This window comes from Actinoplanes solisilvae, assembly GCF_003999975.1.
In the GTDB taxonomy this organism is placed as follows: domain Bacteria; phylum Actinomycetota; class Actinomycetes; order Mycobacteriales; family Micromonosporaceae; genus Actinoplanes; species Actinoplanes solisilvae.
Window position 1 is genome coordinate 77,423 of sequence record NZ_RJAC01000019.1, and the last position, 26,910, is coordinate 104,332.

The 26,910-nt window shown below is 70.8% G+C and carries 28 protein-coding genes; 16 read left to right on the top strand and 12 right to left on the bottom strand.

The features are described from left to right. Positions 1-256 precede the first annotated feature (256 nt). The gene (locus tag EER30_RS34450) at positions 257-1,780 is read left to right on the top strand and encodes an ABC transporter transmembrane domain-containing protein (RefSeq protein WP_127504885.1); all 1,524 of its coding nucleotides are present in this window, start codon (positions 257-259) and stop codon (positions 1,778-1,780) included. Next, entirely contained in the window at positions 1,777-3,504 is a 1,728-nt protein-coding gene (locus EER30_RS34455) for an ABC transporter ATP-binding protein (protein ID WP_127504887.1), read from the top strand. Before EER30_RS34450 ends, EER30_RS34455 begins: the two co-directional genes overlap by 4 nt. Here the strand turns inward: EER30_RS34455 and EER30_RS34460 are convergent. Next, positions 3,501-5,858, bottom strand: a complete 2,358-nt coding sequence (locus tag EER30_RS34460; protein WP_127504889.1) for a beta-glucosidase H — start codon at positions 5,856-5,858, stop codon at positions 3,501-3,503. The genes EER30_RS34455 and EER30_RS34460 overlap by 4 nt on opposite strands. Before the next feature lie 50 nt (positions 5,859-5,908). On the opposite strand from EER30_RS34460, the gene EER30_RS34465 reads away from it, so the two are divergent. The 5 genes from EER30_RS34465 to EER30_RS34485 all read left to right on the top strand — a co-directional run bounded on the left by EER30_RS34465 (position 5,909) and on the right by EER30_RS34485 (position 10,691). After that, positions 5,909-7,288, top strand: coding sequence for a serine hydrolase domain-containing protein (locus EER30_RS34465; RefSeq protein ID WP_127504891.1), 1,380 nt, complete (start codon positions 5,909-5,911; stop codon positions 7,286-7,288). Between the two features lie 126 nt (positions 7,289-7,414). Further along, positions 7,415-8,491, top strand: a complete 1,077-nt coding sequence (locus tag EER30_RS34470) for a PhoH family protein (RefSeq protein WP_127504893.1) — start codon at positions 7,415-7,417, stop codon at positions 8,489-8,491. 22 nt (positions 8,492-8,513) lie between these two features. Further along, positions 8,514-8,981 (top strand): rRNA maturation RNase YbeY, encoded by a 468-nt coding sequence (gene ybeY / locus EER30_RS34475; RefSeq protein WP_127504895.1) that lies wholly within the window; start codon positions 8,514-8,516, stop codon positions 8,979-8,981. A 2-nt stretch (positions 8,982-8,983) separates the two neighbouring features. Next, a complete protein-coding gene (locus EER30_RS34480) occupies positions 8,984-10,348 on the top strand; it encodes a hemolysin family protein (RefSeq protein WP_127504897.1) in 1,365 nt (454 codons plus the stop codon). Next, complete coding sequence (locus EER30_RS34485; protein ID WP_127504899.1) at positions 10,341-10,691, top strand: cytidine deaminase; 351 nt, start codon at positions 10,341-10,343, stop codon at positions 10,689-10,691. The genes EER30_RS34480 and EER30_RS34485 overlap by 8 nt, the downstream gene beginning before the upstream one ends. On the opposite strand, the gene EER30_RS47455 is transcribed toward EER30_RS34485, so the two are convergent. Continuing rightward, a complete protein-coding gene (locus tag EER30_RS47455; protein WP_164842588.1) occupies positions 10,630-11,022 on the bottom strand; it encodes a hypothetical protein in 393 nt (130 codons plus the stop codon). The genes EER30_RS34485 and EER30_RS47455 overlap by 62 nt on opposite strands. Before the next feature lie 373 nt (positions 11,023-11,395). Between EER30_RS47455 and era the strand changes: the two genes are divergently transcribed. Beyond that, positions 11,396-12,289, top strand: coding sequence for a GTPase Era (era, locus tag EER30_RS34495; protein ID WP_127504901.1), 894 nt, complete (start codon positions 11,396-11,398; stop codon positions 12,287-12,289). 109 nt (positions 12,290-12,398) lie between these two features. Next, the gene (locus tag EER30_RS34500; protein WP_127504903.1) at positions 12,399-13,505 is read left to right on the top strand and encodes an acyltransferase family protein; all 1,107 of its coding nucleotides are present in this window, start codon (positions 12,399-12,401) and stop codon (positions 13,503-13,505) included. Between the two features lie 4 nt (positions 13,506-13,509). Here EER30_RS34500 and EER30_RS34505 read toward each other — a convergent pair whose 3' ends face one another. Both EER30_RS34505 and EER30_RS34510 read right to left on the bottom strand, forming a co-directional pair. Continuing rightward, positions 13,510-14,271: a thioesterase family protein gene (locus EER30_RS34505; protein WP_127504905.1), complete on the bottom strand. Its 762-nt coding sequence runs from the start codon at positions 14,269-14,271 to the stop codon at positions 13,510-13,512. 200 nt (positions 14,272-14,471) lie between these two features. Beyond that, positions 14,472-15,263, bottom strand: a complete 792-nt coding sequence (locus EER30_RS34510) for a DUF4097 family beta strand repeat-containing protein (protein ID WP_127504907.1) — start codon at positions 15,261-15,263, stop codon at positions 14,472-14,474. A 163-nt stretch (positions 15,264-15,426) separates the two neighbouring features. Here EER30_RS34510 and recO point away from each other — a divergent pair, with 163 nt between their 5' ends. Next, positions 15,427-16,194, top strand: a complete 768-nt coding sequence (recO, locus tag EER30_RS34515) for a DNA repair protein RecO (RefSeq protein ID WP_127504909.1) — start codon at positions 15,427-15,429, stop codon at positions 16,192-16,194. Positions 16,195-16,248: 54 nt separating this feature from the next. Here the strand turns inward: recO and EER30_RS34520 are convergent, their stop codons facing one another. Continuing rightward, the gene (locus EER30_RS34520; protein ID WP_127504911.1) at positions 16,249-16,437 is read right to left on the bottom strand and encodes a hypothetical protein; all 189 of its coding nucleotides are present in this window, start codon (positions 16,435-16,437) and stop codon (positions 16,249-16,251) included. A 42-nt stretch (positions 16,438-16,479) separates the two neighbouring features. Here EER30_RS34520 and EER30_RS48110 point away from each other — a divergent pair, with 42 nt between their 5' ends. The 4 genes from EER30_RS48110 to EER30_RS34535 are packed head-to-tail and all read left to right on the top strand — an operon-like array spanning position 16,480 to position 19,222. After that, on the top strand, positions 16,480-16,821 hold the full coding sequence (locus tag EER30_RS48110) for a hypothetical protein (RefSeq protein WP_205650541.1): 342 nt from the start codon (positions 16,480-16,482) through the stop codon (positions 16,819-16,821). Then, complete coding sequence (locus EER30_RS34525) at positions 16,806-17,888, top strand: RNA-guided endonuclease TnpB family protein (RefSeq protein ID WP_205650542.1); 1,083 nt, start codon at positions 16,806-16,808, stop codon at positions 17,886-17,888. The genes EER30_RS48110 and EER30_RS34525 overlap by 16 nt, the downstream gene beginning before the upstream one ends. Positions 17,889-17,927: 39 nt before the next feature. Beyond that, a complete protein-coding gene (locus EER30_RS34530) occupies positions 17,928-18,710 on the top strand; it encodes an isoprenyl transferase (RefSeq protein WP_127504913.1) in 783 nt (260 codons plus the stop codon). Continuing rightward, complete coding sequence (locus tag EER30_RS34535) at positions 18,710-19,222, top strand: histidine phosphatase family protein (RefSeq protein ID WP_127504915.1); 513 nt, start codon at positions 18,710-18,712, stop codon at positions 19,220-19,222. Before EER30_RS34530 ends, EER30_RS34535 begins: the two co-directional genes overlap by 1 nt. Positions 19,223-19,234: 12 nt before the next feature. Here the strand turns inward: EER30_RS34535 and EER30_RS34540 are convergent, their stop codons facing one another. Beyond that, the gene (locus EER30_RS34540; protein ID WP_240670478.1) at positions 19,235-19,912 is read right to left on the bottom strand and encodes an HAD family hydrolase; all 678 of its coding nucleotides are present in this window, start codon (positions 19,910-19,912) and stop codon (positions 19,235-19,237) included. Further along, on the bottom strand, positions 19,909-20,202 hold the full coding sequence (locus EER30_RS34545; RefSeq protein WP_127504917.1) for an MTH1187 family thiamine-binding protein: 294 nt from the start codon (positions 20,200-20,202) through the stop codon (positions 19,909-19,911). Before EER30_RS34545 ends, EER30_RS34540 begins: the two co-directional genes overlap by 4 nt. A 272-nt stretch (positions 20,203-20,474) precedes the next feature. Here EER30_RS34545 and EER30_RS34550 point away from each other — a divergent pair, with 272 nt between their 5' ends. Beyond that, positions 20,475-20,693: a DUF2191 domain-containing protein gene (locus EER30_RS34550; protein ID WP_205650543.1), complete on the top strand. Its 219-nt coding sequence runs from the start codon at positions 20,475-20,477 to the stop codon at positions 20,691-20,693. Continuing rightward, positions 20,690-21,115, top strand: a complete 426-nt coding sequence (locus EER30_RS34555; RefSeq protein WP_127504919.1) for a PIN domain nuclease — start codon at positions 20,690-20,692, stop codon at positions 21,113-21,115. The genes EER30_RS34550 and EER30_RS34555 overlap by 4 nt, the downstream gene beginning before the upstream one ends. Positions 21,116-21,125: 10 nt before the next feature. Here the strand turns inward: EER30_RS34555 and EER30_RS34560 are convergent, their stop codons facing one another. The 5 genes from EER30_RS34560 to EER30_RS34580 all read right to left on the bottom strand — a co-directional run bounded on the left by EER30_RS34560 (position 21,126) and on the right by EER30_RS34580 (position 26,897). Next, positions 21,126-21,794 carry an NADPH-dependent F420 reductase gene (locus EER30_RS34560; protein ID WP_127504921.1) on the bottom strand — a complete coding sequence of 223 codons (669 nt, stop codon included), beginning with the start codon at positions 21,792-21,794 and terminating at the stop codon, positions 21,126-21,128. 87 nt (positions 21,795-21,881) lie between these two features. Next, the gene (locus EER30_RS34565) at positions 21,882-22,811 is read right to left on the bottom strand and encodes a methylenetetrahydrofolate reductase (protein WP_127504923.1); all 930 of its coding nucleotides are present in this window, start codon (positions 22,809-22,811) and stop codon (positions 21,882-21,884) included. Between the two features lie 21 nt (positions 22,812-22,832). Next, entirely contained in the window at positions 22,833-23,297 is a 465-nt protein-coding gene (locus EER30_RS34570; protein WP_240670479.1) for a hypothetical protein, read from the bottom strand. A gap of 32 nt (positions 23,298-23,329) precedes the next feature. Continuing rightward, on the bottom strand, positions 23,330-25,033 hold the full coding sequence (locus EER30_RS34575) for a CehA/McbA family metallohydrolase domain-containing protein (protein WP_127504927.1): 1,704 nt from the start codon (positions 25,031-25,033) through the stop codon (positions 23,330-23,332). An 85-nt stretch (positions 25,034-25,118) separates the two neighbouring features. After that, positions 25,119-26,897 (bottom strand): glycoside hydrolase family 35 protein, encoded by a 1,779-nt coding sequence (locus EER30_RS34580; RefSeq protein WP_127504929.1) that lies wholly within the window; start codon positions 26,895-26,897, stop codon positions 25,119-25,121. Between the last annotated feature and the right edge of the window lie 13 nt (positions 26,898-26,910).

The window sequence follows — 26,910 nt, forward strand, 5'->3', positions numbered from 1 at the left end:
GCGTATCGGAATAACTGGACCGATCACACTTTAGGCTGAAACTACTCTCCGTGAAAGCGAGCTTAGTCACACTGAGTTATCGCGGGATCGACCGTGCGCGGGGGCCGGGTCTTGATCTGATGGCCCGGCCGGGCCAAGGTCAGTAGTCGATGAGTCTCGATCCTGGACCAGACGCCCCCGCTGCCCCCGTCGATCCGGCCCCCGGTGGGAAGCGGCGGCGGGGTCCGGGCAGGAAGCGCCGGCGGGGTCCGGGCGCGTGAACCTCCTCTGGCGGGCTCTGCTCCGCAACCGAGGCCGGGTGGCGTCCGGAAGTCTGCTGATCGGGCTGCACCAGGGCTGCCAGGCGCTGGTGCCGATCCTCATCGGGGTGATCGTCGACGGCGCCGTCGCCACCCAGGACCTGGGCATGCTGGTTCTGTGGGTGGGCACGCTGGCCGCGCTCTTCCTGGTGCTGACCGTCGCCTATCGCATCGGCGCGCGGCAGCTCATGCGGGCGATCGCCGACGAGGCGCACCGGCTGCGGCTCGAGGTGGCGGCGAAGGTGCTCGACCCGCGCACCGAGGTGCGCACCGGCGACGTGCTCACGATCTCGGCCACCGACGCGGACACCACCTCGTACCTTCTCGACTACCTGCCACGGCTGTTCGGCGCGCTGGTGGCGACGGCCATCAGCGCGGTCGGGCTCTGCCTCATCTCCGTACCGCTGGGGCTGGTGGTTCTGCTCGGGACCCCGGTCGTGCTGGTCGCGTTGCAGCGGGCGGCGCCCCGGATCACCCGGCGCGTCGCCGCCCGGCAGGAGGTCGCGGGCCGGGCCGCCTCGCTCGCCACCGACCTGGTCACCGGCCTGCGCCCGCTGCGCGGTATCGGCGCGCAGGACGCCGCCGCGCACCGCTACCGGGAGGTCAGCCGCGAATCGCTCGGCGCCACCCTGCGGGCCGCGACGACGGTGGGCTGGTTCCAGGCCGCCTCGGACACCGTGAGCACACTGCTGGCCTGCGGCATCGCGATCCTGGCGGGCTGGTTCGCGCTCAGCGGCCGCATCTCGGCGGGCGAACTGGTGACCGTGATCGGCCTGGCCGCCTTCCTCGGCGAGCCCTTCGCCACCCTCTCGGCCGCGCCCGGCTGGTTCGCGTCCTCGCGGGCCTCGGCCGAGCGCATCGAGGCGGTGCTCGACCTGCGCCCGGCCGAGCCGCCGGCCGGGACCAACCCGATCCCGCCGATCGTCGGCGAGTGCGTCGGGGTGGTGGTCGAGCCGGACGCGAGCGCGTTGGTGGCGCTCTTCGACGACGGCTCGCCGGACGTGCTGGTGGCGCCGCACCTGCCCGAGCTGTTCAGCGGGACGATCCGCGAGAACCTGATCGAGCCGGGCCGCGACGACCTGCCCGCCGTGCTGCGCGCCTCAGCCGCCGACGACGTGGTCGCGGCCCACCCGGACGGCCTCGACCACGCGATCGCCGACCGGGGCGCGGCGCTTTCCGGCGGCCAGCGGCAGCGGCTCGCCCTGGCCCGCGCGCTGCTGGCCCGGCCGCGGTTGCTGGTGCTGCACGAGCCCACTACGGCGGTCGACGCGGTCACCGAGCACGCCATCGCCCGCGGCATCCGCGACCTGCGGCACGGCCCCGGATCGACGCTGGGAACGGTGCTCGTCACCACCAGCCCGGCCCTGCTCGCGGTCACCGACCGGGTGATCGTGGTGCGGGAAGGCGCGGTGGTGGCGACCGGCACGCACGCGTCGCTGGCCGCCACCGACGACTCCTACCGCTCGGCGGTGCTGCGATGACCGATGCCCTGCCGGTGGCGACACCCGGCCAGACCTGGTGGTGGCTCTGCCGGCAACTGCGGGCCCGGCGGCTCGACGTGGCCCTCACGGTCGCCGCCGGGCTGGCCGCGGCCGGGGCGTCGGTCGTGCCGGTCACCGCCCTCGGCCTGCTGGTCGACCTCGTGCGGGACGGCGCCGCCTCGACCGCGCTGGTGCCGATCGGCCTGCTCGTCGCCGGGATCGCGCTGCTCGGCGGGCTGGCCGCCGGAGCGACCACCACCCTGGTGAGCCGTCTCGGTGAGCGCATCCTCGCCCACCTGCGCGAGGACGTCGTGAGCGTCTCGCTGCGCCTGCCCGCGCACACCCTCGACCGGGCCGGGCGCGGCGACCTGCTCGCGCGCGTCGGCGCCGACGTGGCCGCGGTCGGCACCGCCGCCGCCGAGGTCCTGCCGACGGTGATCTCGGCGGTCTTCCTCGGCCTGCTCAGCGTGACCGCGATGTTCGGCCTGGACTGGCGGCTCGGCCTGACCGGGCTGGCGGCCCTGCCCGCCTATCTGCTCGCACTGCGCTGGTATCTGCCACGTTCGGCGCCGATCTACGCCGGCGAACGAGCCGCGGTGGGCGCCCGGGCCCAACTGCTGATGGAGAGCCTTCAGGGCGTACGCACCGTGCACGCCTACCGGTTGGAGGCGCGGCACCTGACGGCGATCGAGGGCGCCTCGGTGCGGGCCCGCGAGCTCTCCGTCGGTGTTTTCGCGCTGTTCACCCGGTTCGTCGGCCGGATCAACCGGGCCGAGCTGCTCGGCCTGGCCATGATCCTGGTGGCCGGCTTCTGGTTCGTGCGCGACGGCACGGTCACGGTCGGCGAGACCGCGGCGGCCGCGGTGCTGTTCCACCGGCTGTTCAACCCGGTGTCGATGGTGCTGTTCACCTTCGACGAGATCCAGGCGGCCGGCGCCGGGCTGGCCCGCCTGGTCGGTGTCGGCCTGCTGCCCGTCGTGCCGGCCGGCACCGAGCCGCTGGCCGCCGCCGACCTGACGTTGCGCGACGTGACCTTCGGGTACGAGGCGAGGGTGCCGGTGCTGCGCGGGATCAGTCTGCGGGTGGCGCCGGGGGAGCGGGTCGCACTGGTCGGCTCGACCGGGGCCGGCAAGACCACAGTGGCCTCGATCGCGGCCGGCATCCTGCGGCCGGACTCGGGCGCGGCCACCGCGGGCGGGGTGCCGGTCGACCGGCTGACCCCCGGCGCGGTGGCGATCATCAGCCAGGAGACGCACGTCTTCGCGGGCCCGCTGATCGAGGACCTGCGGCTGGCCGGGCCGGGCGCGTCCACCGAGACGGTCGAGGCCGCGCTGGAACGGGTCGGCGCGCTGGACTGGGCCCGCGGCCTGCCCGGCGGGCTGGGCACGGTGGTCGGCGAGGGCGGGCACCCGCTGACCGCCGCGCAGGCGCAGCAGCTCGCCCTGGCCCGGCTCGTGCTGCTCGACCCGGCGATCGCCATCCTGGACGAGGCGACCGCCGAGGCCGGCAGCGCGGGCGCCCGCGAGCTGGAGGAGTCGGCCCTGGCCGCCACCAAGGGCCGCACGACCCTGCTGGTCGCGCACCGCCTCACCCAGGCCGCCGGGGCCGACCGCATCGTGGTCCTCGAGCACGGGTCGGTGCTCGAGGAGGGCACCCACGACGACCTGGTCGCCGCCGGGGGCCGCTATGCCACGCTGTGGTCGGCCTGGCAATCGCGAGGTTAGGACAGCGTGGCGGTCAGGCGCGGGTCGTCGAGTGCGTGCGCGGCGATCACGCGGTAGTCGCCGGGCACTCGACGCCAGCCGCCGTCCCAGATCTCGAACGTCCGCGGTGGCAGCGGGATGCGTACGGTGACCGTCTCGCCCGGCGCGGCCTCGACGTTCTCGAAACCGGCCAGCCACCGCTCCGGACGCTCCGGGTCGACCGGCGACGGTCCGACGTAGATCTGCACGACCTCGCGGCCGGTGCGCGGGCCGGTGTTGGTCAGCGTGACCACGGCCTCTTCCGGAGTCACGACCATCTCGTCGTAGCTCCACGTCGTGTAGCCGAGACCGTGGCCGAAGGCATAGAGCGGAGCGACCCCGGAGCGCAGCCAGCCGCGATAGCCGACGAACACGCCCTCGTCGTACGAGACGACCAGGTCACGCGGCTCCACCTTGAACACCGGGCAGTCCTGCTCGTGCCGGGGCCAGGTGGTCGGCAGCCGCCCGCCCGGCTCGGCGATCCCGAGCAGCACGTCGGCCAGCGCGGCGCCCGCCTCCTGACCGGGGAACCAGGTGAGCAGCGTTGCCGCGACCTCGTCGGCCCACGGCATGAGCACCGGGGAGCCGGCGTTCACGACCACGACCGTACGGGGATTGGCCGCGGCCACCCGGGACACCAGCTCGTCCTGCCGGCCCGGCAAGGCCAGCGAGACGCGGTCGAAGCCCTCGGACTCGACCTGCTCGGTCGTGCCGACCACGATCACGGCGACGTCCGAACCGGCGGCGAGCCGCACCGCCTCCTCGATCAGGCCGTCCTCGTCGGGGGCGGGCGGGCGGTGGCCGAGCGTCGTCGAGATCGAGTGGGCCAGCCCGCGCTCGATCGTCTGCCGCAGCACGACCGGGACCGCCACGCCGGCCTCGAGCTCGACCGTGACCCGCTGCTCGCGCGGGGACAGCAACAGGTCGGCGCGGGTGGCGGTGGGCGGGTGCAGCGAACCCTCGTACAGCAGCTTGCCGCCGACGGAAAGCTCGAACGTGCCGAACCCGGAGACGGCGAAGGTGTGCTCGCCGGTGGTGCCGGGCGTGAACGTCGTCTCGAGGCGGATCTCGTCGACGTCGGCCGGGTCGAGGCCGCCGGGCAGCGAGCCGATCCAACGCACCGCGGCCGGGTCGACCACGAACGAGACCTGCCCGATGGTGACCGTGGCCGGCTCGTGCAGGGCGGGCAGGAACGGGCGGGGGTCGGCGCCGATCGCGTACTCGACGTCCACGCCGGACAGCTTCTCGGCCAGGCCGGCCAGCGGCGAGATCACGTGCGGCGGGGAGACCTGAGCACTACCGCCGCCGAGCACCCGGGCGTCCGTGGCCAGCGCGCCGATGACCGCGACCTTCGTCAGCGTGGCCGGTTCGAGCGGCAGCGTGTAGTTCTCGTTGCGGACCAGCACGAACGAGCGCGCCGCGACCTCGTGGGCGATCGCGTCACCGTCGAGGTCGGCGGGCGGGGTCACGATCGGGCCGCCGTCGAGAGCGCCGACCCGCCTCGCCAGCCGCAGGACGCGGCGCACCTTGTCGTCGACGACCTCCTCGGGCACAGCCCCGGCCCGTACGGCGTCAACGAGCTTCTGACCCCACGGGTTCTCCAAAGCCGGCATGGCGATGTCGAGCCCGCCCAGGGCCGCGCCGACCGTCGAGCGAGCCGCCCGCCAGTCGGAGACCACCACGCCGTCGAAGCCCCACTCGCGCTTGAGGATCTCGTCCTGCAGCACCCCGTTCTGGGCCATCGACTGGCCGTTCACGCTGTTGTAGGCGCTCATCACGCCCCAGCCGCCGGCCTCGACGACGCGCTCGAACGGCGCCAGGTAGATCTCGCGCAGCGCCCGGTCGCCGATGCGGACGTCGACCTCCATGCGGTCGGTCTCGAAGTCGTTGCCGACCAGGTGCTTCACCGTCGTGCCGACGCCGTGTGCCTGCACCCCGCGCACGAACCCGACCGCGACCTCGCCACTGAGCAGCGGATCCTCCGAGTAGCACTCGAAATGCCGGCCGCCCAGGGGAGTGCGATGCAGGTTCACCGTCGGCCCGAGGAGCAGGTGTACGCCCTTGCGCCGCGCCTCCTGCCCGAGGAGCTGCCCGGCCCGCTCCGCCAGTTCGACGTCCCACGCCGCGGCCAGCGCGGTCGGGCTCGGCAGCGCGATCGACGGGTCGTCCGGCGCCCAGCCCGTGCCGCGTACGCCGATCGGGCCGTCGGACATCACCAGCGACCGCAGCCCGATACGGTCGATCGCCGGCAAGGACCAGAAGTCTTGCCCGGCCAGCAGCGACACCTTCTCCTCAAGGCTCAGCTCGGCGAGTAACTGGTCTTCGACCTCGGGCATGGAGCGCTCCCATTCTCGATGTTCAACGCTGCCACCTTAGGATCATCGAAATGTTGAACGTCTACGAGAGGGCCGCCCGCAAGGCCCAGGCCGACGGCCGCGTCCCCGCCCTCTCGGTCGCGCTGCGCCGCGCCGACCGCGAACCGTGGGTCTTCACCGTCGGCGACTCCGGCAATCCCGATCACCCGCTGAACGCCGACACCCGGTTCCGGATCGGCTCGATCACCAAGACGTTCACCGCCGTGCTCGTGCTTCAGGCCCGCGACGAGGGCCTGCTCGACCTCGACGACCCGATCGGCAAGTACCTCGACCTGCCGGCCCACGGCGACGCGACGATCAGGCGGCTGCTCTCGCACACGTCCGGGTTCCAGCGGGAGCCGTACGGGGATGTCTGGGACACGCTGGTGGCACCCGGCGACGCGGAGCTGCTGGCCCAGCTCGACCGGGCCGAACGAGTACTGCCCAACGGCCGCCGGTTCCACTACTCCAACCTCGCGTTCGCCGTGCTCGGCCAGGCCGTCGCCGAGCTGCGCGGCACCGGCTGGGACAAGGTCGTCACCTCGCGGATCCTCGAGCCGCTCGGCCTGACCGGCACGACGCTGCACCCGCCGGCCCAGGCCGCGGTCGGCTACCTGGTCGACGCCTACTCCGACGCGGCGCGGCCCGAACCGCAGACCGACCTCGGCGGCGTCGCGCCGGCCGCCCAGCTCTGGAGCACCGCCGCCGACATGGCCACCTGGGGCGCCTTCCTGGCCGACCCCGCGTCGGTCGACCCGGACGGCAAGATCCTCGCGGCCACGACCGTCGACGAGATGCGCTACCCGGCCACCACCACGAACGAGGCGCTCTGGCAGGTCGGCTGGGGCCTCGGGCTCATGATCGTGCCGCGGGGACGACGGGTGGTCGACGTCGGGCACAACGGGGCGATGCCCGGGTTCCTCGCCGGGGCGTACGGGCAGCGGGGTGGGGAAGGTGTGCCCGAAGGGCTCGGATGCGCGGTGCTCGGCTCGTCCGGGACCGCCGGGGAGATCAACGACCTGGTGCACGAGCTGCTGAAACTCGCGGTCGAGCACGATCCGGCGGACATCACGCCGTGGCGCGTCTCACCTCCGGCGCCCGCGGCCTACCGCTCGGTGCTCGGGCCGTGGTGGAGCGAGGGCTCGCAGGTCGTCTTCTCGTGGCACGACGGGAGCCTGCAGGCCCGCCTTTCAGAGCTGCCGGCCGACACGCCGCCGGCGGTCTTCGCGCCGCTTCCCGGAGAGAAAGACGTGCTGCGTACGGTCAGCGGCCGCGAGACGGGCGAGCTGCTGCGGCTGACCCGTGACTCGTCGGGGGCCGTCGTGCGGATGCACTGGGCGACCTACCGCGTCACCCGGGTGCAGGAGGGCTTCGACGGAGGCGCGGCGTCGGACGGTGCTTCCGGTGCCTGACCCGCGCTAAATGGCATCGGCGTCGGGGCGGCCGAGCGGATACGATGGCACGATCCTGAGGTACGCCGCCCCGACCGGGCGACGACGAGAAAGAGAGCAGGTGGCGGAGGCCCTCGTGGCCGCCCTATGACCGGTACGCCGAACCCTTCCAGCGCGGGCTCCACTGGCGCGGCGCGGGTGCAGACCAAGATCTCGGTCAACGATCCGAAGATCATGGTCAACCTGCTGGGTGCCAAGGACGAGATCCTGCGGCTCATCGAGCGAACTCTCGCCAGCGACGTGCACGTTCGCGGCAATGAGATCACCATCACCGGGGACCCCGCCGAGAACGCCACCGCCGACCGGCTCTTCTCTGAGCTGATCGAGTTGATCGAGCGGGGCGAGACCCTGACCGTCGACTCGGTGCGCCGCACCGCGGCCATGCTCGACGACGACACCGCCGAGCGCCCGGCCGAGGTGCTGACCCTCAACATCCTGTCCCGGCGGGGGCGCACGATCCGCCCCAAGACGCTGGGTCAGAAACGCTACGTCGACGCCATCGACGAGAACACGATCGTCTTCGGCATCGGCCCCGCCGGCACCGGCAAGACCTACCTGGCCATGGCCAAGGCCGTGCAGGCGCTGACGGCCAAGCAGGTCAGCCGCATCATCCTCACCCGCCCCGCGGTCGAGGCCGGCGAGCGGCTGGGCTTCCTGCCCGGCACGCTCAACGAGAAGATCGACCCCTACCTGCGGCCGCTCTACGACGCGCTGCACGACATGCTCGACCCCGAGTCGATCCCGCGCCTCATGGCCGCGGGCACGATCGAGGTCGCGCCGCTGGCCTACATGCGCGGTCGCACGCTCAACGACGCGTTCATCATCCTCGACGAGGCGCAGAACACGACGCCCGAACAGATGAAGATGTTCCTCACCCGGCTCGGCTTCAACTCGAAGATCGTGGTCACCGGTGACGTCACCCAGGTCGACCTCCCCGGCGGCACGACCAGCGGTCTCAAGATCGTGCGCGAGATCCTGCAGGGCGTCGAAGACGTGCACTTCTCCGAGCTGTCCAGCGCCGACGTCGTGCGGCACAGCCTGGTCGCCGAGATCGTCGACGCCTACGCGCGCTACGACGCCGAGCAGGAAGTCGCCGCCACTCAATCCGTCCACGCCGTCCCGGGCCGCGCCGCCAGCGGTGGCCGCTCCGGGCGCCGGCGCTGATCCAAGGGGTAAGAGCACCACTATGTCCATCGAGATCGCCAACGAGTCGGGAGTCGAGGTCGACACCGACGCGATCCTCGCGGTGGCCCGGCACGCCCTCGACGAGATGGGGGTCAACCCGCTCGCCGAGTTGTCCATCCTGCTCGTCGACACCGACTACATGGCCGAGCTGAACCATCGCTGGATGGGCGGTGACGGCCCCACCGACGTGCTCGCGTTCCCGATGGACGAGGGCAGCGTCGACCACGGCCCCGGCGAGACCGGCGCGGGTGAGCCGGCGCTGCTCGGCGACATCGTGCTGGCCCCCGAGGTGGCCGCGAAACAGGCCGCGGCGGCCGGTCACTCCTCCGCCGACGAGCTGCACCTGCTGACCGTGCACGGGGTGCTGCACCTGCTCGGCTACGACCACGCCGAGCCGGAGGAGGAGCGGGAAATGTTCGGTCTGCAGAACCGGCTGCTCCAGAGCTGGCGGGCCGGGCGGGCCGGCTAGCCGTGGACCCCGCCCATCTACTCGCGGCAGGCCCCGCCTCGGCGGGACTGCCCGACGTGCAACTGATCACCTTCGCGGTGCTGCTGGTCTTCCTGGCCGGCCTCGCCTCCATGGCCGACGCGGCCCTGGGCAGCGTCTCCGCGGCACGCGCGGCCGAGATGGCCCGCGAGGGCGAGCGCGGCGCCTCGGCGCTGGCCGCCGTCGCCTCCGACGTGGTTCGCCACCTCAACCTCCTTCTCCTGCTGCGGCTGCTGGCCGAGCTGACCGCCACGACGCTGGTCGCGCTGGTCGCCGTCGACAGCTGGGGCATCGGCTGGACCGCAGCCCTGGTGACCGCGAGCACGATGACCGTTGTCAGCTTCGTCGTGGTCGGCGTCGCTCCCCGCACGGTCGGGCGCCAGCACGCGTACGCCGTGGGCCGAGCCGCCGCCCCGCTGGTGCGCTGGCTCGGCAAGGTCCTCAACCCGCTGGCGTCGCTGCTCATCCTCATCGGTAACGCGGTGACGCCGGGCAAGGGCTTCCCCGAGGGCCCGTTCGGTAGCCAGGTCGAGCTCCGCGAGCTGGTCGACCTGGCCGAGCAGCGCGGCGTCGTCGAGCACGGCGAACGCGAGATGATCCACTCGGTCTTCGCGCTGGGCGACACGATCGCCCGTGAGGTGATGGTGCCGCGCACCGAGATGGTGTGGATAGAGGCGTCCAAGACCCTGCAGCAGGGGCTCTACCTGTTCCTGCGCTCGGGCTTCTCGCGCATCCCGGTGATAGGGGACAGCGTCGACGACGTGCTCGGCGTGCTCTACCTGAAAGACGTGATCCGCCGCACCCAGAACGGCGACCCCGCCTCGACCTCGCAGGCGGTGGCCGACCTGATGCGGCCGGCGACCTTCGTGCCCGAGTCGAAGCCCGTCGACGACCTGCTCTCCGAGATGCAGGCGGCCCGCTCCCACCTCGTGATCGTCGTCGACGAGTACGGTGGCACGGCCGGCCTCGTCACCATCGAGGACATCCTCGAAGAGATCGTCGGCGAGATCACCGACGAGTACGACGTCGAACGCCCGCCGATCGAACACCTGGAGGACGGCGCCGTACGGGTCACCGCCCGGCTCCCGATCGAAGACCTCGGCGAGCTGTTCGGGGTCGAACTGCCCGCCGACGAGGTCGAGACGGTCGGCGGCCTGCTCGCCCAGACCCTGGGCCGGGTGCCGATCCCCGGCGCCACGGTCGACGTCGGCGGCCTGCACCTGGTCGCCGAAGGCACCACCGGCCGGCGCAACCGCATCGACTCGGTGCTGGTGCGCCGCCTCGAACCGCCCTCACCGCCCTCCGACACCCCCACCGAGAACGAGGAAAGACAAACCGCTGATGCCTGACACCGACATCGCGCTGAGCGCGGAGGACACCAAGCTGGTCACCCTGGCCCGCAGCGCACGCGCCCGGGTGGGCGCGACCGAGGGAGCAGCGGTACGTGACCAGGACGGCCGCACCTACGCGGCGGCCACGGTGTCCCTGCCGAGCCTGTCGGTCACCGCGCTCCAGCTGGCCGTGGCCTCGGCCGTGGCCTCGGGCGCGACCCTGCTGGAGGCGGCCGCCGTCGTGACGGAGAACGCCGACCTCGAGACGGCGGGCCACGCGGCGGTCCGCGACCTGACCACTACGGCCCCGATCCACGTGGCCGACCCGGCCGGCGCCCTGCGCGGCACGGTGACCGCATGAGCGACAACCCGCGCCGCCGCTCGGACGCCAACCCCGCCTCGTCGTCCGGCGACGCGGCGGCCAAGCGGCGCTCTTCGTCCACCCGTTCTTCTGGGACCGGTTCGGCCTCGTCGTCGCGCTCCTCGACCCGTTCTTCGGGGTCCGCTGCGGCTTCGTCGGCTCGTTCCTCGGGGTCGGGTGCGGCTTCGTCGTCGCGTTCCTCGTCGGCTCGTTCTTCCGGATCGGGAACGGCTTCGTCGTCGCGTTCCTCCTCGGTCCGCGCTTCGAGATCCGGCTCCTCCTCGCCGGCCGGCGCGGGATCCTCCAGCCGTGGCTCTTCCCCCTCGGCCACCTCTTCCTCGGCCGCCTCTTCCTCCGCCGGCGGTGAGCGGCGGCTGACGGCGGGCGAGCGGAACGAGCTGCGGCGTCAGGAACGCCGGGCCGCGCGCCGGGCCGAGAACGCGTCGGGCGGGCGGCAGAACACCCGCGGGTCCGGCGTTCCGCCGGGCGAGCGGCGTACCCCGCGTGGAACGGAAAGCGGCCCGCGCGGTGCCGTCGCCTCGCCCGCGGATTCGCCGCGTGTGCGTAAGCCTCGTACCCGGAGCGCGGCCGCCAAGGCTGCCACGGTCGAGACGCCGGATTCCGGTGAGGTCGACTCAACCCGTGCGCCGAAAGCTCTGAGTGAGCACAAAGCGCGCACTCACCGTCACCGTGAAGCGTCACGAGTGAAGGTCGACGACGATGTGTATCGGGCCGGTTTCGCGTGTTTCGTCGGGCGGCCGAACGCCGGCAAGAGCACGCTGACGAACGCGATCATCGGGCAGAAGATCGCGATCACGTCGAACAAGCCGCAGACGACGCGACACGTCATCCGGGGCATCCTGCACGAGGAGAACGCCCAGCTCGTGCTGGTCGACACGCCCGGTCTGCACAGGCCGCGCACGTTGCTCGGCGAGCGGCTCAACGACCTGGTGCGCGAGGTGTGGAGCGAGGTCGACGTGATCGGCGTCTGCTTCCCGGCCGACGAGCCGGTGGGCCGGGGCGACCGGTTCATCTCATCGGAGCTGGCCGAGCTCAAGGCGACCGTGATCGCCGTCGTGACCAAGGTCGACCTCGTCGACCCGGCCACCCTGACCAAGCACCTGCTGGCCGTGAGCGAGCTGTACGACTTCGCCGAGATCGTGCCGGTCAGCGCCGTCTCCGGACATCAGGTGCAGACCCTGGTCGACGTGCTGATCAAGCACCTGCCCGAGTCGCCGCAGCTCTACCCGGACGACGTGCTGACCGACGAGCCCGAGCAGGTGCTGATCGCCGAGCTGATCCGCGAGGCCGCGCTCGAGGGCGTGCGCGACGAACTGCCGCACTCGATCGCGGTTCTGGTCGAGGAGATGATGGTCGAGAACGGCGTCACCAAGATTTACGCAGATCTTTACGTGGAGCGCGACAGCCAGAAGTCGATCGTGATCGGTTCGCGGGGCATCCGGCTCAAAGAGGTTGGTACGAAGGCCCGCGCGCAGATCGAAGAATTAATTGGCACCCGCGTGTATCTCGATCTTCATGTGCGGGTAGCCAAGGAGTGGCAACGTGACCCGCGTCAACTGCGCAAACTCGGATTCTGATCTTTGCCATTGCCCACCCGCATAGGATCTAAACGTCCGGATATCTCGATTATGGGATAGTTCACGCGAGTTTGCGCCTCTAGCGCCGAGTTGGGTAACAACGAAGCCTATGCGTAACCGTTACCTGGATCTGCTGCGCGCCGCCGCAACCGTCCGGGTTGTGGTCTATCACTCGACCGGCTGGGCGGCGCTCACCGTCGTCTTCCCGGCGATGTCGGTGATGTTCGCCCTGGCCGGCTCGATGATGGCCGCCTCGTTGGACCGCTACGGGCCGATCGCCGTCGAGCGTCGCCTGCACCGCCTGCTGCCGTCGTTGTGGGTGCTCGTCGCGGTCGCCGTCCCGGTCATGCTGCTCGGCGGCATGGCCTGGGACTGGAAGGTGCTGCTCTGGTTCTTCCCGGTCGAGGACCCGCCCGCCGAGGGCTTCTGGCTCGAGGGCCTGGCCGCGATGTGGTATTTGCGGGACTTCCTATGGTTCGTCCTGCTGTCGCCCTTGGCGCTGCCATTGTTCCGACGCTTCCCCCTGCCAACCCTCCTGCTCCCGTACGGGGCCCTGGTCGTCATCACCCTCTCCGGGGCAACCCCGCACCTGGTCGTACGCGACCTCGCCCTCTACGGCGGCGCCTGGCTGCTCGGCTTCGCGCACCACGACGGCCTGCTCAGCCGCGACGCGCTGGTCGGCCGGGGCGGGCGATTCGGTCGGGGCGGGCGGCCGACGCGGGCCGGCAAGCCCAGCGTCCTCGCCCGCTACCGCTGGTGGCTGGTCGGCGTGCTCGGCACGACCGGGGCCGTGTGGGCGCTGACCCATCCCGGCCCGCGCGGGCTCGACCTCAACGACATCCCGCTGGCCAACGCGCTCTGGTCGGCGGCGTTCATCCTGGTCGCCCTCGGCGTGGCCCCGCGGATCGCGGGCCGCCGCACGCTGACCGTGCTGAACTCGCGGGCGCTCACGATCTACCTGTGGCACGTGCCGCTGATCATCATGGTGGTGCGCGTGGCCGAGGCGACGGGTTTGCCCGTGCACGGCTGGGTCGGCATCACCTGGCGCCTGGCCGTCGTCTCGGTTCTGCTGGGCATCGTCGTCCTGCTCGTCGGCTGGGTCGAGGACCTCGCGGCCGGCCGTCGCCCGACCCTCGTACCCGGCGGCTCGCGGCGCACCGTTCCCGTCTCACCGGCCCCGGCCGGCGCCGTCGAACTGGCCCGCTCCGCGCCCTGACCGGTCAGCGGGCTCGGACCAGCAATGGCTGGGAGACCTGGCCGATGCCGCCCTCGGCGTCGAACAGGTCGCCCGAGCTGAGGCCGAGCCCGTCCGCGCTCAGCGTCGTGCGGCAGGCCAGGTGCACCCACTCGCCGACGGCCGGCCGCAGCAGCGTGGTCGTCATCGTCGGCGGGATCGAGAGCCAGCGGTCCATCGGCAGCACCGCCGAGATCCCGTTCGCCGAGTCGGCCACGATCAGTGCCCTGTCCTGCCCCTCCAGCTCGTTCCCGTCGATCAGCGGCATTCGCACCCGGGTCCAGACGTGCGTCTCGCCGTCGGACACGCCGAGCTCGCCCTTGGTCGCCCGCCACTCGATCGCCTCGCCGTAACCCCATCTCTCGAAGTGTGGGAAGCCCCCGCTCCCGTCGCCCTCGGGCAGCGGGTCGGCGTGGTCGGCCGGGGTGTCCAGCGGCGGCTTCGGGCCGGGCGCGATGTGCCAGGCGCGGGCGGTCACCGCGACCCGGCCGTCGATGACCATGCGCGCCTCGTTGAGCGTGGTGAGCCGCCCCGGCTTGATCGGCGAGACCTCGACGCGGAAGTCGCGGCGCGGGATCGGGCCGAGGAAGTCGACCGAGATGCGGGCCAGGCGCAGCCCGTCGACCGCGAGCACCCGGCCGAGCAGCGCGGCGGGCGGCCCGCCGTGCTGCATCTCCGAGTCCCAGGGGCTCTCGGTCGAGCGGGTCGGCCGGAAGTGATCGTCACCGAGCGGCAGATAGAAGCTCATGCCCCGATCATGCCGCCCCGAGCGTCACCCGCGGTGCACCGGTTCGCCGCGATTAGGCCGCCCGCCCGCACGCCCGATCAACCCCGTACGCCCGATCAACCCCGCAACCACGCAGGCCACAGCCACACAGCCCCGCAGGCCACAGGCCCGCAGCCCTCACGGGCCGCGGTCCTGCAGCCCCCGCAGCCCCGCAGGCCCGGTCAGGCCGCCACGAGCGTCGCGTCTCCGCTGCCGGTGCGCAGGTTCAGTTCGTTCTTCGCGTTCGGGTCGCTGGTGATGCCCTGCACCTCGGTCTCGCCCGACCCGGCAACGGTGTTGATCTTGTAGCTGCCCGAGGGCACCCGAAGGTTCACGTTTCCGCTGGTCGTCTGGGCCGTCACCGAGGCCGGCGCGCTCAGTGCGGCGTCGATGTCGCCCGAGGTGACCTTGAGGTTCATCGCGCCGGCCACCTCGGTCGCGGTGATGTTGCCCGAGGTGGTCTGGATGTCGACCGTGCTCTTGGCATTCGTCACCCGCATGTCGCCCGAGGTCGCGCGCAGCTTCACCGGCCCGGTCGGCTCGGTGACGTCGATGTTGCCCGACGTCAGCTCGATGTCGGTGTCGGCGACCGAGTCGAGCTGCACGTCACCCGACTTGAGCTCGCCCCGCACCTTCACCCCGGCCGGAGCAACGATCTCGTACGACACCGAGCAGTTGTGCCCGCAGTCGGTGTCGACCACCAGGGTGCTGCCCTCGACGCGGTAGGACTCGCCCGGGTCACCGGAACTGCGCTTGATGATCCGCTTGATGCTGGTCTCGGTGACCTTGTCGGTGCGGACGATCACGTCACCGGACTGGCCGTCGAACCGGATCTCGGTGATCTTGGCTTTCTCGGTGTCGTTGTAGGTCATGCGCGCCCCGAACACGCCGCCGCCGCATCCCGTCAGGGTGGTGGCCGCCGTTGCGGCGATGAGGGCGAAGACTCCGGCGCGCCGGGCGAGTGTCGTGGTCATGGTGAAGACGCTATGACCAGGGCGCGGGCGGACACCATCGGTCCTGTCACTGACCGTCCCCGGAGATGACCCTGAGATCGGTGTCAGGGTCACCCGTGCGGACCCCCACAACGACCGTCCCCCGAGGGAGGAGCCTGTCGCACCCGAGGGGCAGAATGGCGTGGTGCCCGGATACCGCCGCCATCTCTACCGCGACGACGCGGTCGTCCTGCGCGTGCAAAAGCTGGGCGAGAGCGACCGCATCATCACGCTGCTGACCCGCCGCCACGGCCGCCTGCGCGCGGTCGCCCGCGGCGTGCGGCGCACCACGTCACGCTTCGGCGCCCGGCTCGAGCCGTTCGGCCACATCGACCTGCAGCTCGCCGGCTCGCCCGAGGGCGTCGGCAGCGCGCTCCACTCGGTGAGCCAGGTCGAGGCCGTCGCCCTCTACGGCAAACAGTTCCTCGGCGACTACCCGCGCTACACGGCCGCCAGCGCCATCGCCGAGACGGCCGAGCGGCTCACCCCGGTCGAGCGCGAGCCCTCGCTGCGCCTGTTCCAGCTCACCCTGGGCGCCCTCAAGGCTCTCTCCGTCGGCGAGCACGCGGGCGGCCTGGTCCTCGACGCCTATCTGCTGCGCGCCATGTCGGTGGCCGGCTGGGCACCGGCGGTCGCCGAGTGCGCCGTCTGCGGCACCGCGGGGCAGCACGCGGCCTTCTCGGTCCCGGCCGGCGGCGCGGTCTGCCCCGACTGCCGTCCGCCCGGCTCGGCCCACCCGAGCCCGGCGACGCTGGGCCTCATGAACGCTTTGACGGTCGGCGACTGGGCGACGGCCGACGCGACCGAGCCGCCTGTGCGCCGCGAGTGCAGCGGCCTGGTCGCCGCCCATCTGCAATGGCACATGGAGCGGGCGCTGCGCTCGCTCCCGCTGGTTGATCGACGGGAGGTGTGACTAGTGGTTGTTTCCTTTTTTGAACCTGTCCGGGGCTGTTCGCTGCGGACGGGTTCAAGGTGTGATCCGGCTTTCTCGCTCGGCTTTCTCAGCGATCGCCAGGGGGACGATGGCGGCGACTCGCCGGCTGCGGTTGGTCAGATAGGTGATCTGTCCGTGGACTGCGGCGGCGTTCACTACGTAGGCCAGTTGGGCGCGGGTGTCCGCAATGCTGAGTTCGTTCGAGTTCGTGTCGGTGCTCATGCATGTAACCTACCTCACCTGCCTTCCTGTACGCTCATGTACATGAAGGTAACCAGGGTGGCGTACTCGCGCCGGCTCAACCCTGGCAAGTACGCCGCCTTAGTCGAGCAGGCCCGCCGTCTGGGCCGGGTCCGGTCGCAGGTGTGGCAGCGGTACGGCTCGGTAGCCGGGGCCGCGCTGTCGGACCGGCAGGTCCGCGATCGGTGGCTGACCGTCGGCACCCACCACCAGTTCGGGGTCCTCGCCAACGCGTGGAAAGAAACGGTCCGCGACGCGATGGCTGACATCGCCGCGCATCGCGAGGCCGCGATGATCGGGGTCAACAGGCCGTGCACCGCCGCGCCACCGAACAAGCCGAGCGTAAGCGCATGTTCACCGCGCTGAAGGCCGGCACCTGGCCGGCGGATCCTTTCCTGGCCCGGCAGATGCGTCGGCACTGGCGACGCGGCCACAACCGGACCACGAATCAGATCATTGTGCGGGCCGACCAGCACAACACCCGCGCCGACGACCGCGGTCGCTTGTGGCTGGCCGTACCGGGCCTGCAACGCCGCCAGCTGGTGAAAATCCCGCTGAACACCACGGTCGCCCCGACCGGCACGCTGCGGCTGATCCTGCGCGGCGGCAAAGTCGAGATCCACTACCAGATCGACGCCGCCACCATGCCCAGCTCGCAGCGGCCCTGCGGTACCGCCACCCTCGGCGTGGACAAGGGCTACACCGAAGCCCTTACGGACTCCGACGGCAACCACCACGGCGTAAACCTCGGCACGCTGCTGACCGCCGAGTCCGACCGGCTCAAGGAACGCAACCGCCACCGAGCGAAACTCCGCTCGGTCCATAACTCCGCCGCCCTGCGCGGCGACCACGCCAAGGCCGACCGGATCAACCGCAACAACCTCGGCACCGTCAAACGCGACCGGCAGGCCGCCACGCATCAGGCCCGGGTCCGCTCCGAGATCTTCACCGCCGCTCACCGGGTAGTCGACAAGGCCGTCGTCGTGGTCGCCGAGGACCTCACCAAGACGTTCGCCGGGCGTAAACCGCTCGGCAGAAACATCAACCGTCGCCTCGCCGGGTGGACCAAAGGGGTCACCGCCGAGGCACTCAAGAACGTGTCGGAGCGCAGAGGTTCTGCGCTCGTCCACGTCAACGCCGCCTACACCTCACAAGCCTGTCACCAGTGCGGATCCCTCGGAAAACGCTCCGGCGACAGTCTTCACTGCACCATGTGCAGGGTCGTGTGGCAGGCAGACGTGAACGCCGCGATCAACGTCCTGCAACGACATGGTGATCCCGACATCACCCTGCACACCCCACACCACGTGGTGAAGCAGATCGTGCAAGAACGGACCGATCGCCGTCGGAGCAGACTGCCGCTCCCGGACTCCAGCCCACCGTGCAAACGGCGGGCGGAGAGCGAACCATCCGAATGCCTCACCCTGCTCTGAGCAGATGTGAGCAACAAACAGGAAGCAGAACAACAACCCATGACGCCGCGTCCACCCACTCCGCACATCTCCGGCGCCACGCCGCCCGAACTGCCCAAGGCGGCGATCCCGCAGCACGTGGCGATCGTGATGGACGGCAACGGTCGCTGGGCCAAGGAGCGCGGCCTGTCCCGCACCAAGGGTCACGAGCAGGGCGAACACTCGCTGTTCGACACCATCGAGGGCGCCATCGAGCTCGGCATCCCGTACCTCTCGGTCTACGCCTTCTCCACCGAGAACTGGAAGCGTTCCCCCGAAGAGGTGCGCTTCCTCATGGGCTTCAACCGCGACGTCATCCGCCGCCGCCGCGACGAGCTCGTCGACCTGGGCGTGCGCGTCGTCTGGTCGGGCCGCGCCGGCCGGTTGTGGAAGAGCGTCATCTCCGAGCTGCAGACGGCCGAAGAGATGTCGAAGAACAACAAGACGCTCACCCTGCAGTTCTGCGTCAACTACGGCGGCCAGGCCGAGATCGCCGACGCCGCCGCCGCGATCGCCCGCGACGTGGCCGCCGGCAAGCTGAAGGCCGACAAGGTCACCGAGAAGACGATCGAGAAATACCTTTACCACCCCGAGGTTCCCGCGGTCGACCTGTTCCTGCGGCCCTCCGGCGAGCAACGTACGTCGAACTTCCTGCTCTGGCAGTCGGCGTACGCCGAAATGGTCTTCCTCGACACCCTCTGGCCCGACTTCGACCGTCGCCACCTGTGGTATGCGTGCGAGCTGTTCGCCAGCCGCGACCGTCGCTTCGGCGGTGCCGTCCCCAACCCCGTCAGCCCGACCTGATGAGCCGCCTCTATCTCGCCCGGCACGCTGAGGCGCAGCCCGGCGGGATGGGGCTGACCGACGCCGGGCGGCGCCAGGCCGCGCTGCTCGGCGAGCGCCTGGCCGGGGCGGGCATCACCCGGGTCAGCCACAGCCCGCTGGCCCGCGCGGCCGAGACCGCGGCGATCGTCGCGCGGTCGTTGCCGGGTGTCACGGTCGAGGCGGCCGCCGAGCTGACCGACTCCGACCCCGGCGACGATCCGGCCGCCGCCGAGGCGCTGGTCGCGCGCTTCACCGACCCGCCGGCCGACGAGCTGTGCATCACCCACATGTTCCAGATCGGCTGGTTCCTGCGGGCCGTTCTCGCCGCGCCGGCCGACCGCTGGTCCGTGCTGAACTCGTGCAACACCGGTCTCACCGTGCTGTGGTGGAGTCCCGGTCGCCCGGTCGTCCCGCTCGTCTTCAACGACCTCACCCACCTGCCGGCCGAGCTGCGCTGGACAGGCTTCCCGCCCGAGTTCCGCGTGCCCTGAGAGGCGCGAAGGTCAGGCCGCGGTGAGGATGCGTACGGTGGCGTCCACGTCGGACAGGTCGGGGAGCACGGCGTGGGCGCCGGCCAGCGCGAGGTCGGCCATCGTCGTCGCGCCGGTCGCCACGGCCACGGCGAAGGCGCCGTTCGCCAGGGCCGCCGTCACGTCATGCACGGTGTCGCCGACGACCACCGGCTGGAACCGTTCGCCATATTTGGCCTCGGCGCGTTCCAGGCTGCGTTTGACCAGGGTCGCGCGCACGCTGTCGTCGGTGCCGTAGCCGCCGACCTCGGCGTCGAACGATCCGCTGAGCTCGAACGCGGCCACCTTCGCCGCCGCGACCTCGGGCACGTTGCCGGTCACCAGCGTCTGCACCACGCGCGGGTCGTCGCCGAGGCGGGACAACACATCCCGTACGCCCGGCATGAGCTCGCCCTGCTCGGCGAACTGATGCCGGTTGCGCAGCACCTCGTCCACGTAGCGCCGGAAGAACCGCTCCGGCGTGCAGTCGGTGACCTCGTGCGTCGCGAAGACCTCGGCGCAGATGTCCAGGTCGGTTCGCCCGCCGAAGGACGGCGTCTCGCGCCAGGGCACGCCGGTCAGCTCGATGAACGCGGCCCGCCACGCGGTCGACGCGACCCCGCCGCCGCGCAGCAGCGTGTAGTCGACGTCCCACATCACCAGGCGTCTCACTCGCGCAACGCCCGCTCGATGTGCTCCACCTTGGCGGTGAGCGCATCGGTCACACCCGGCCGTACGTCGGCCTTGATCGAGACGCTGACCCGCGGCGCTTTGGCCGCGACCGCGTCGACGGCCTGTTTGACGACGGCCATCACCTCGTCCCACTCGCCCTCGATCGTGGTGAACATGGCGTCGGTCTGATTGGGCAGCCCGGAGGCGCGCACGACACGCACCGCCTCGGCCACGAGATCACCGACGGAGTCACCGACGCCGAGCGGCGTCACAGAGAAAGCAACCAGCACGCCGCCATCGTCGCAGCCCGAACCCCGCCTTCGGCAACCCTACGGCAGGATTTCGTCCCATCATCCCGAACGGTGAGAGAGCGCTCTCAAACGCTGTGCGGGCCGATCGGACGGGGGTCAGGCCGACGCCGTAAGGGCCGAATCGGATCGCGCTTCATGGATCCTAAATCTGGCTCGTTCCTATTTTTGCAACCTTGATGGCGCATGACTAGTCTTGCTCCATGCCAACTGGGCAAGTGACATCCATCGGGTACGGTGAAGGAAGTGGGCAGATGGAGATACTGATGAAGAGGGTCCGCGTCGAGGTGGACGCCGATGCGTTGGCCGAAGCCGCACGTGAATTCGGCACCAAGACTGACGAAGACACCATCGCCACGGCGCTTCGCGAGGCTGTGGCGAGGGAGCGTCGGCTGAAGGCATTGGCAGAGTTGGCGGAGATCGCCAAGACCGGTCAGTTCGACGAGCTTCTCAGCAAGCGTTATCGCCGATGAGCCACGTCCGGTTCCTCGCGGACACCAGCGCCGTGATCCGCATCCTCCGCAGTCCGGAGGTTCTGCGTCAGTGCCAGGAAATCATCGGTGACGGGACAGTGGCCGTCTGCCCCATCACCGAGCTCGAGCATCTCTTCTCAGCCAGATCGAAAGCCGATCGCGAGCATCAGATCAGCCTGCTGCGCACGACGTTCAGCTGGGTGGTCATGCCCGAACGCGTCTTCGAAGACGCGGCCGTCGTCCAGCACACGTTGACCGACCTCGGCCCTCAGAGGTCAGCCGGCCCCGTCGACCTGTTGACAGCGGCGGCCGCCAAGCAACATGGCCTGGAGCTACTTCACTACGACGCCGATTTCGAGTCGGTCGCCGCGGCTACGGGCCAACCGACTCGGTGGCTCGCCAAGCCGGGCACGATCGATTGAGGTTGACCGGTCAGCGCTTGGCTTCGGCCAAGGCCTCGCGGATCTTGTCGGCACTTGCCGGGGTGCCGACAGGGTTGCCGTAGGTGCCGTAGGGCGGGCCGTAGACCGGGGTGCCCGGCTCCTGCCGCCAGCTGTCGGCCAGCGTCCCGGCGTCGACCGTGTCGTAGCCGATCGCGTTGAGGAACTCCGTCGTGGTCTGCTTGGCGTCCGCGTCGTCACCGGCGATGGGGAGCGCGGAGCGGTCGGGCGCGCCGGCCGGGCGGGCCAGCGTCAGCAGGTGCTCCCAGTAGAGGTTGTTGAAGACCTTGACCACGCGGGCCGTGCCGAGCGCCTGCTGTTCGAGCTGCGCGCTCGTGAGCTCACCCTTGTCGAGCGCCTCGAAGTGGCCGTCGCGCTGCGGGTAGTAGTTGTTCGTGTCGAGCACGACCTTGCCGGCCAGCTCGGCGACCGGCAGCTGGCCGAACGCCTTGAACGGCACGCTCACCACCACGATGTCGCCCGCCACCGCAGCCTCGGCCGCCGTGCCCGCCCGAGCCGACGGGCCCAGCTCGTCGGCGAATTCCTTGAGAGTCTCGGGACCGCGGGAGTTGCTCACCACCACGTCGTAACCGGCCGCGACCGCGAGCCGCGCCACCGTGCCGCCGATGTTCCCGCTACCGATGAATCCGATCGTCGTCATGATCGCGACAACCCTGTGCCTGGGCAACGAATTCCCCGGCAACCGGTCGGGCGCGGTGCTGTGTCGCGCAACACCGCGCCCCACCGCCTACCCCCGCAGCAGCGATGCCACCTCACGCGCCAGCGACGTCGTCGCCTCGATCTCGTCCTTGCGGATCGACACGCTTTCGACGTTGAAGCCGTACGGCATGCCCAAGCGTTCGCAGTACGCCTTCAGGTCGCGAGCGATCGCCAGGGTCTCGCGCCGTGAGTCGGCCAGCGGGTCGGCCGACCCGCGTAGCTCGGTCGCCATCCACGGCGGGACCTGCACCCCGAGCCACTCCAGGAACTCCAGTGTCTTGGGCGAGCCGCAGAGCGACAGCGTGAAGATCAACGGCCGGGGGGTGATGCCCGCGTCCTGGCAGGCGTAGAAGTAGTCGGAGACCAGGTTCTTCGACTCGTTGAGGTCGTAGACGACCTGGGAGATGAAGAACGTGACGCCGCGTTCCTGCTTGGTCAGCATGCGCAGATGCTCGTCGCCGTGGCGGGCGTGCCGTTCGCCGATCACCACCGCGCCGAGCGGCAGCTCAGGCCGTACGTCATGGTGAAGTTGCTGGGCCCGCCGCAGCGAGGTCTGCACCGGTTTGCCACCTGAGGACGCGCCGACGAAGACGCCCATCACCCGGTCGGTCTCCGCGGCCGAGAGCCAGCCGCGCAGCTCGTCCTCCGAGTACTTGCCGACGCAGCGGTAGATCACCGTCTGCTTCGCCCAGTCGCCCAGGTATTGGGCGTGGAACGACGCCGGGTCGAGCGTCGGCAGGTAGGGGAACGGGCGTTCGTAGGGGTTGCGGTCGGACTCGTCGTCGATGTCGTAGACGATCAGTCCGTCGAGGTTGAGACCGGACAACCGGCTCACGGTGACCTCGGCGATCTCCTTGACCCGCTCGGGAGCGGTGGTACGGCGCGGCGGGGTGATGCTGAAGAGCATCACCCCGCTCCGCGCGTCGGCGAGCTTGGACAGCAGCGAGTTACGGGACACCCGCCCAGCGTAGAGAGGTGATCAGGGGTGGTCCGCGCAGCAGGGGGTCGGGTCCCGCGTTTCGAACGGCACCAGCACCTCACCGGCCGCCGGCATGGTCACCAGCACGAGATTCCCTGACCGAAATTGCGGGCGTACGAAGTCCCGCGTGTCCACGATCGTGTCGGGGTCGGCCATCCCGGAGCCGAGGACCTCGACCCGGTCGATCGCACTCCCCGAAACGATCTCACCGACGGTCAGCCGACCGGTCAGCGACGAGGATCCGGGGAAGACGACCGCACGGCCGAACTTGTCGGACGCGGCAGCATCGGCCGCGGCTTGCAGTTCAGCCGGGACGTCGACGGAAAACGAGCCCAGCAGGCTGATCGCGACGTGCGGGTACGGCGTACGGACCAGGTGGGTGCAGGCCAGGGACGGCGCCGGGTCGAGCGCGAGGATCCAGTGATCGGCGGCGCCGACCTCCCGATGTCCGAGGGAGATCCCCACGGTCGAGAGGCCGGCAACCGAGCGGTACAACGTCACTTGGGCAGGACCCAGATCGGGTTGGTGTAGAACCACAGGTCGCCCCACGGGTCGGCGTCACCGATCACGTCGAGCTTGGGGCCGTACGGGTCCACCGACGCGCCCATCAGGCCGGGCTGGGTGCGGTTCCCGTCGGTGCCGCGCAGCCGCACGTAGAACGGCTTGTCGAGGCGCCCGAACGAGTAGGTCAGCGACACGCGGCCACTGGTCTTGGAGATCTCGTACGACTTGACGACCTTGGTGTTCGGGGCGGTGAACGCGTCCCGGTCGGCCACGGGGCCGGTCACCGTGCCGACGATGACGTCGACGCGCTTGAGCTTGGCCACGAACTGCGCCCAGTTCGGCACGTCCTGCAGGTCGATGTCGAGCGTGATCTCGGTCGTGGTGCCGCGCTTGACGTGCAGCACGCCACCGAGCGGGGTTCCGGTTGACGAGCGGCGGTCGCCGGCGACCCGGACCCGGGCGTCGAGGCCCTTGATCAGGCGGCCGTGGTCGACCCAGACGCGGCCGGCGCGCAGCCCGTCCATGACGGCCTTGTAGCCGAACGACGAGGCGCCGACGTTGGTGCGGCCGTAGAAGCCGGGCCAGAAGTCGCCCGCCGTGGTCAGCGTCTTGCCGGTGTAGACCGGGTCGTTGTAGCGGCCGTTGGCGTCGAAGTCGCTGTTCGGGCCGCGGTCCGACTGGTCGAGGTAGTTGACGTGCGAGTCCGAGTTGACCGTGATCCACCAGGCCTTGCCCTCGGCGAGCAGGCTGTCCCAGAGCCCGCCGACGGTCGCGGTCATCCAGTCGAAGCCGCCCCACGTGCGGTAGCTCTCCAGCGGGTAGCCGGGGAACGAGGCAGCCGACGGGTTGTTGTCGTAGTAGCCGCGGGCGCCGCCACGACCGTACGGGGCGGGGATGCCGGCGGCCTGGTGACCGGGCGCACCCTCGAAGCCGATGGCGACGGTCGGGTCGGCGTCGCGCCAGTTGCGGATCTCGTGCGGCGAGTCGATGCCGCGGCGGGCCGGGTGGTTGGCCAGGAACAGCGCGCCGTCCACCTTGCGCGCCTTGACCTGCGAGGCGAGGAACTTGATGCCGGCGATCGCGGCCGCCTCGTTCTGCTCGGTCGTGTTGGTGGCGGGCAGCAGCGAACCCTCGTACGTCTGCTCGAACTGCTTGAGGACGTCGACCTCGTGCTTGCTGGGGGCGACGAACACGGTCGCGTGCTCGGCGGCCGGGATGTTCCACTCCAGACCCTGGAAGGTCAGCAGGTCCCGCAGTTCCTCGCGGGTGGCGCGGATGTCCGGGTTGACCTTCTCGACGCCGATCTTGGCGTGTGCGACGCTGCCGTGGTCGGTGATGACGACCCAGTCGAGGCCGAACGCGCGGCCGTGCCGGGCCTGGTCGATCACCCGGTACTGGGCGTCGGAGCTGTACTGCGTGTGGATGTGGTGGTCGCCCGCGAGCCACTTGAAGCCGCCCTGGTCGGAGCCGCCGCCGGTGGGGCCGTGTTCGTGGCCGTGGGCCGAGGCAGCCGCCGGGGAGGCCAGCACGGAGGCGGCCGCGCCCGCGCCGAGCAGGCCCGCACCGCGCAGGAAGCCGCGGCGGGAGACGTCGGAGGGCGACAGCTCGCCGTCCGGGACGGAGAGGTCCAGAGCGGGAGGGAGATCCCCGCCGCCGGAGTGATCGTGGTCGTGGGTGTGATCGTGGCCGTGACCCATGCCGGTGCACTCCAAAAGATCGACAAGAGGTTTCGGCGTCACGATTGCCGGAGGAGGTCAACGGTCCCTGTCGCCGCGGTGAAGCTCAGTCGAACTCCTCCACGTACTCCTCGGCGGGCCCCAGTTCAGGCCGGTCGCGCAACTCCAGCACGCTACCCAGCCGGTCGGTCTCGAGCACGGTCACCACGTTCGGGCCGCGGCGCAGCAACGGCGCCGGGCAGTAGAGCGTGACCTGCGGCCCGATCTCCCAGTAGCGTCCGAGCAGGAAGCCGTTGACCCAGACGACGCCGTGCGCCGATCCGGGCAGGGCCAGGAACGTGTCGGCCGGCTCCTCGACGTCGAAGGTCGCCTCGGCGAAACCGGCCGCGGCGGGAGAGCCGGCCCCGAGAGCGAGGCGCATGTCCGAGGAGGACCACGAAGGCAGGTCGATCGGCCGGCTGGTCCAGCCGTGCACCATCCGCCGGTCGATCAGCACCGGGCCGAGGATCCCCTTGTGCTGCCCCACCATCGGCCCGTAGTTGATCCTTCCGAGGTTCTCCACCACGATCTCCAGCCGCACCACCGCGCCGGTTCCGCGCAGGGTGAGCGACGGCGAGGCCACGCCGAGCGGTTCCCCGTCCACAAAGACCCAGGCCCGATCCCGTACGTCGGTCAGGGTCAGTTGGTGCTCCCCGTCGGGGATCTTGGGGTGGGCCGTCAGCAGCACCATCCCCGCGTCCAGTCCGAGCTGTTCGAAGGTGGCGGGCAGCGGCCCGGTCGTCTCGGTCGCCGGTACCGCGCGCAGCCCCGCGATCAGCCCGGCCCGCTGGATAAGCGGCACCCGCGAGGCGGGCAGGACGGGCAGCCGCTCAGGTGCCCGCAGCGGCCCGGTCGCCCCGAGGGCGGCGCGCATGGCGTGAAACTTCGGCGTGTACGACCCGTCCTCGGCGATCGGCGCGTCGGAGTCGTAACTCGTGATCGTCGGCTGCACCCGGCCCTGGTCGTAGTTGGCCCCCGCCCACAGCCCGAAGTTCGTGCCACCGTGCGCCATGTAGATGCTGACGCTGCCCCCGTCGGAGAGAATCCCCTCGAGCGTGTCGACCGCGCTCTCCGCCCCGCGTACGTGGTGCTTCTCGCCCCAGTGGTCGAACCAGCCGCTCCAGTACTCGGCGACCAGGAACGGTTCGCCCTCGCGTCGCCGGGCCAGCAGTTCGCGGGCGGCGCCCGGCTTCGATCCGAGCGTGGCCGCGGCCAGCGTGCCGGGAAGCGTTCCGCCGTCCTGCATCAGTTCGGTCGGCCCGTCCGCGGTGAACAGCAGTTCGGTGATGCCGCGGGCGGTCAGCGCGTCCCGGTTCCAGCGCACATAGGCGTGGTCGTCGCCGAAACTGCCGTACTCGTTCTCGACCTGCACCGCCGTGATCGGCCCGCCCGCGCTCACCTGCAGCGCGGCCAGCCGGGGGATCAGCTCGTCGAACCAGCGCTCGACCGGCCCGGTGAACGCCGGATCGGACGTACGGATGGCCAGGTCGCGGCCTGTGAGCCAGCTCGGCAGCCCGCCGTTGGACCACTCGGCGCAGATGTACGGTCCCGGTCGCACGATGACGTCCAGGCCCTCCTCACCGGCCAGCCGGACGAACGCCTCCAGGTCGTGCCACCCGTCGAAACGCGGCGCGCGGTCCGGCCGCGGCTGGTGGAAGTTCCAGGCCACGTACGTGTCGACGGTGTTCAGACCCAGGTCGGCGAGCCGCCGCAGCCGGTCACGCCACAGCTCGGGGTGCACCCGGAAGTAGTGCAGCGCGCCGGAGAGAATGCGGTGCGGGACGCCGTGGCGCGACAACCCGCGATCGTTCCAGGCGAGTGCGGCGCGATGGGACAGCTCGATCACGCCGCGAGACTAT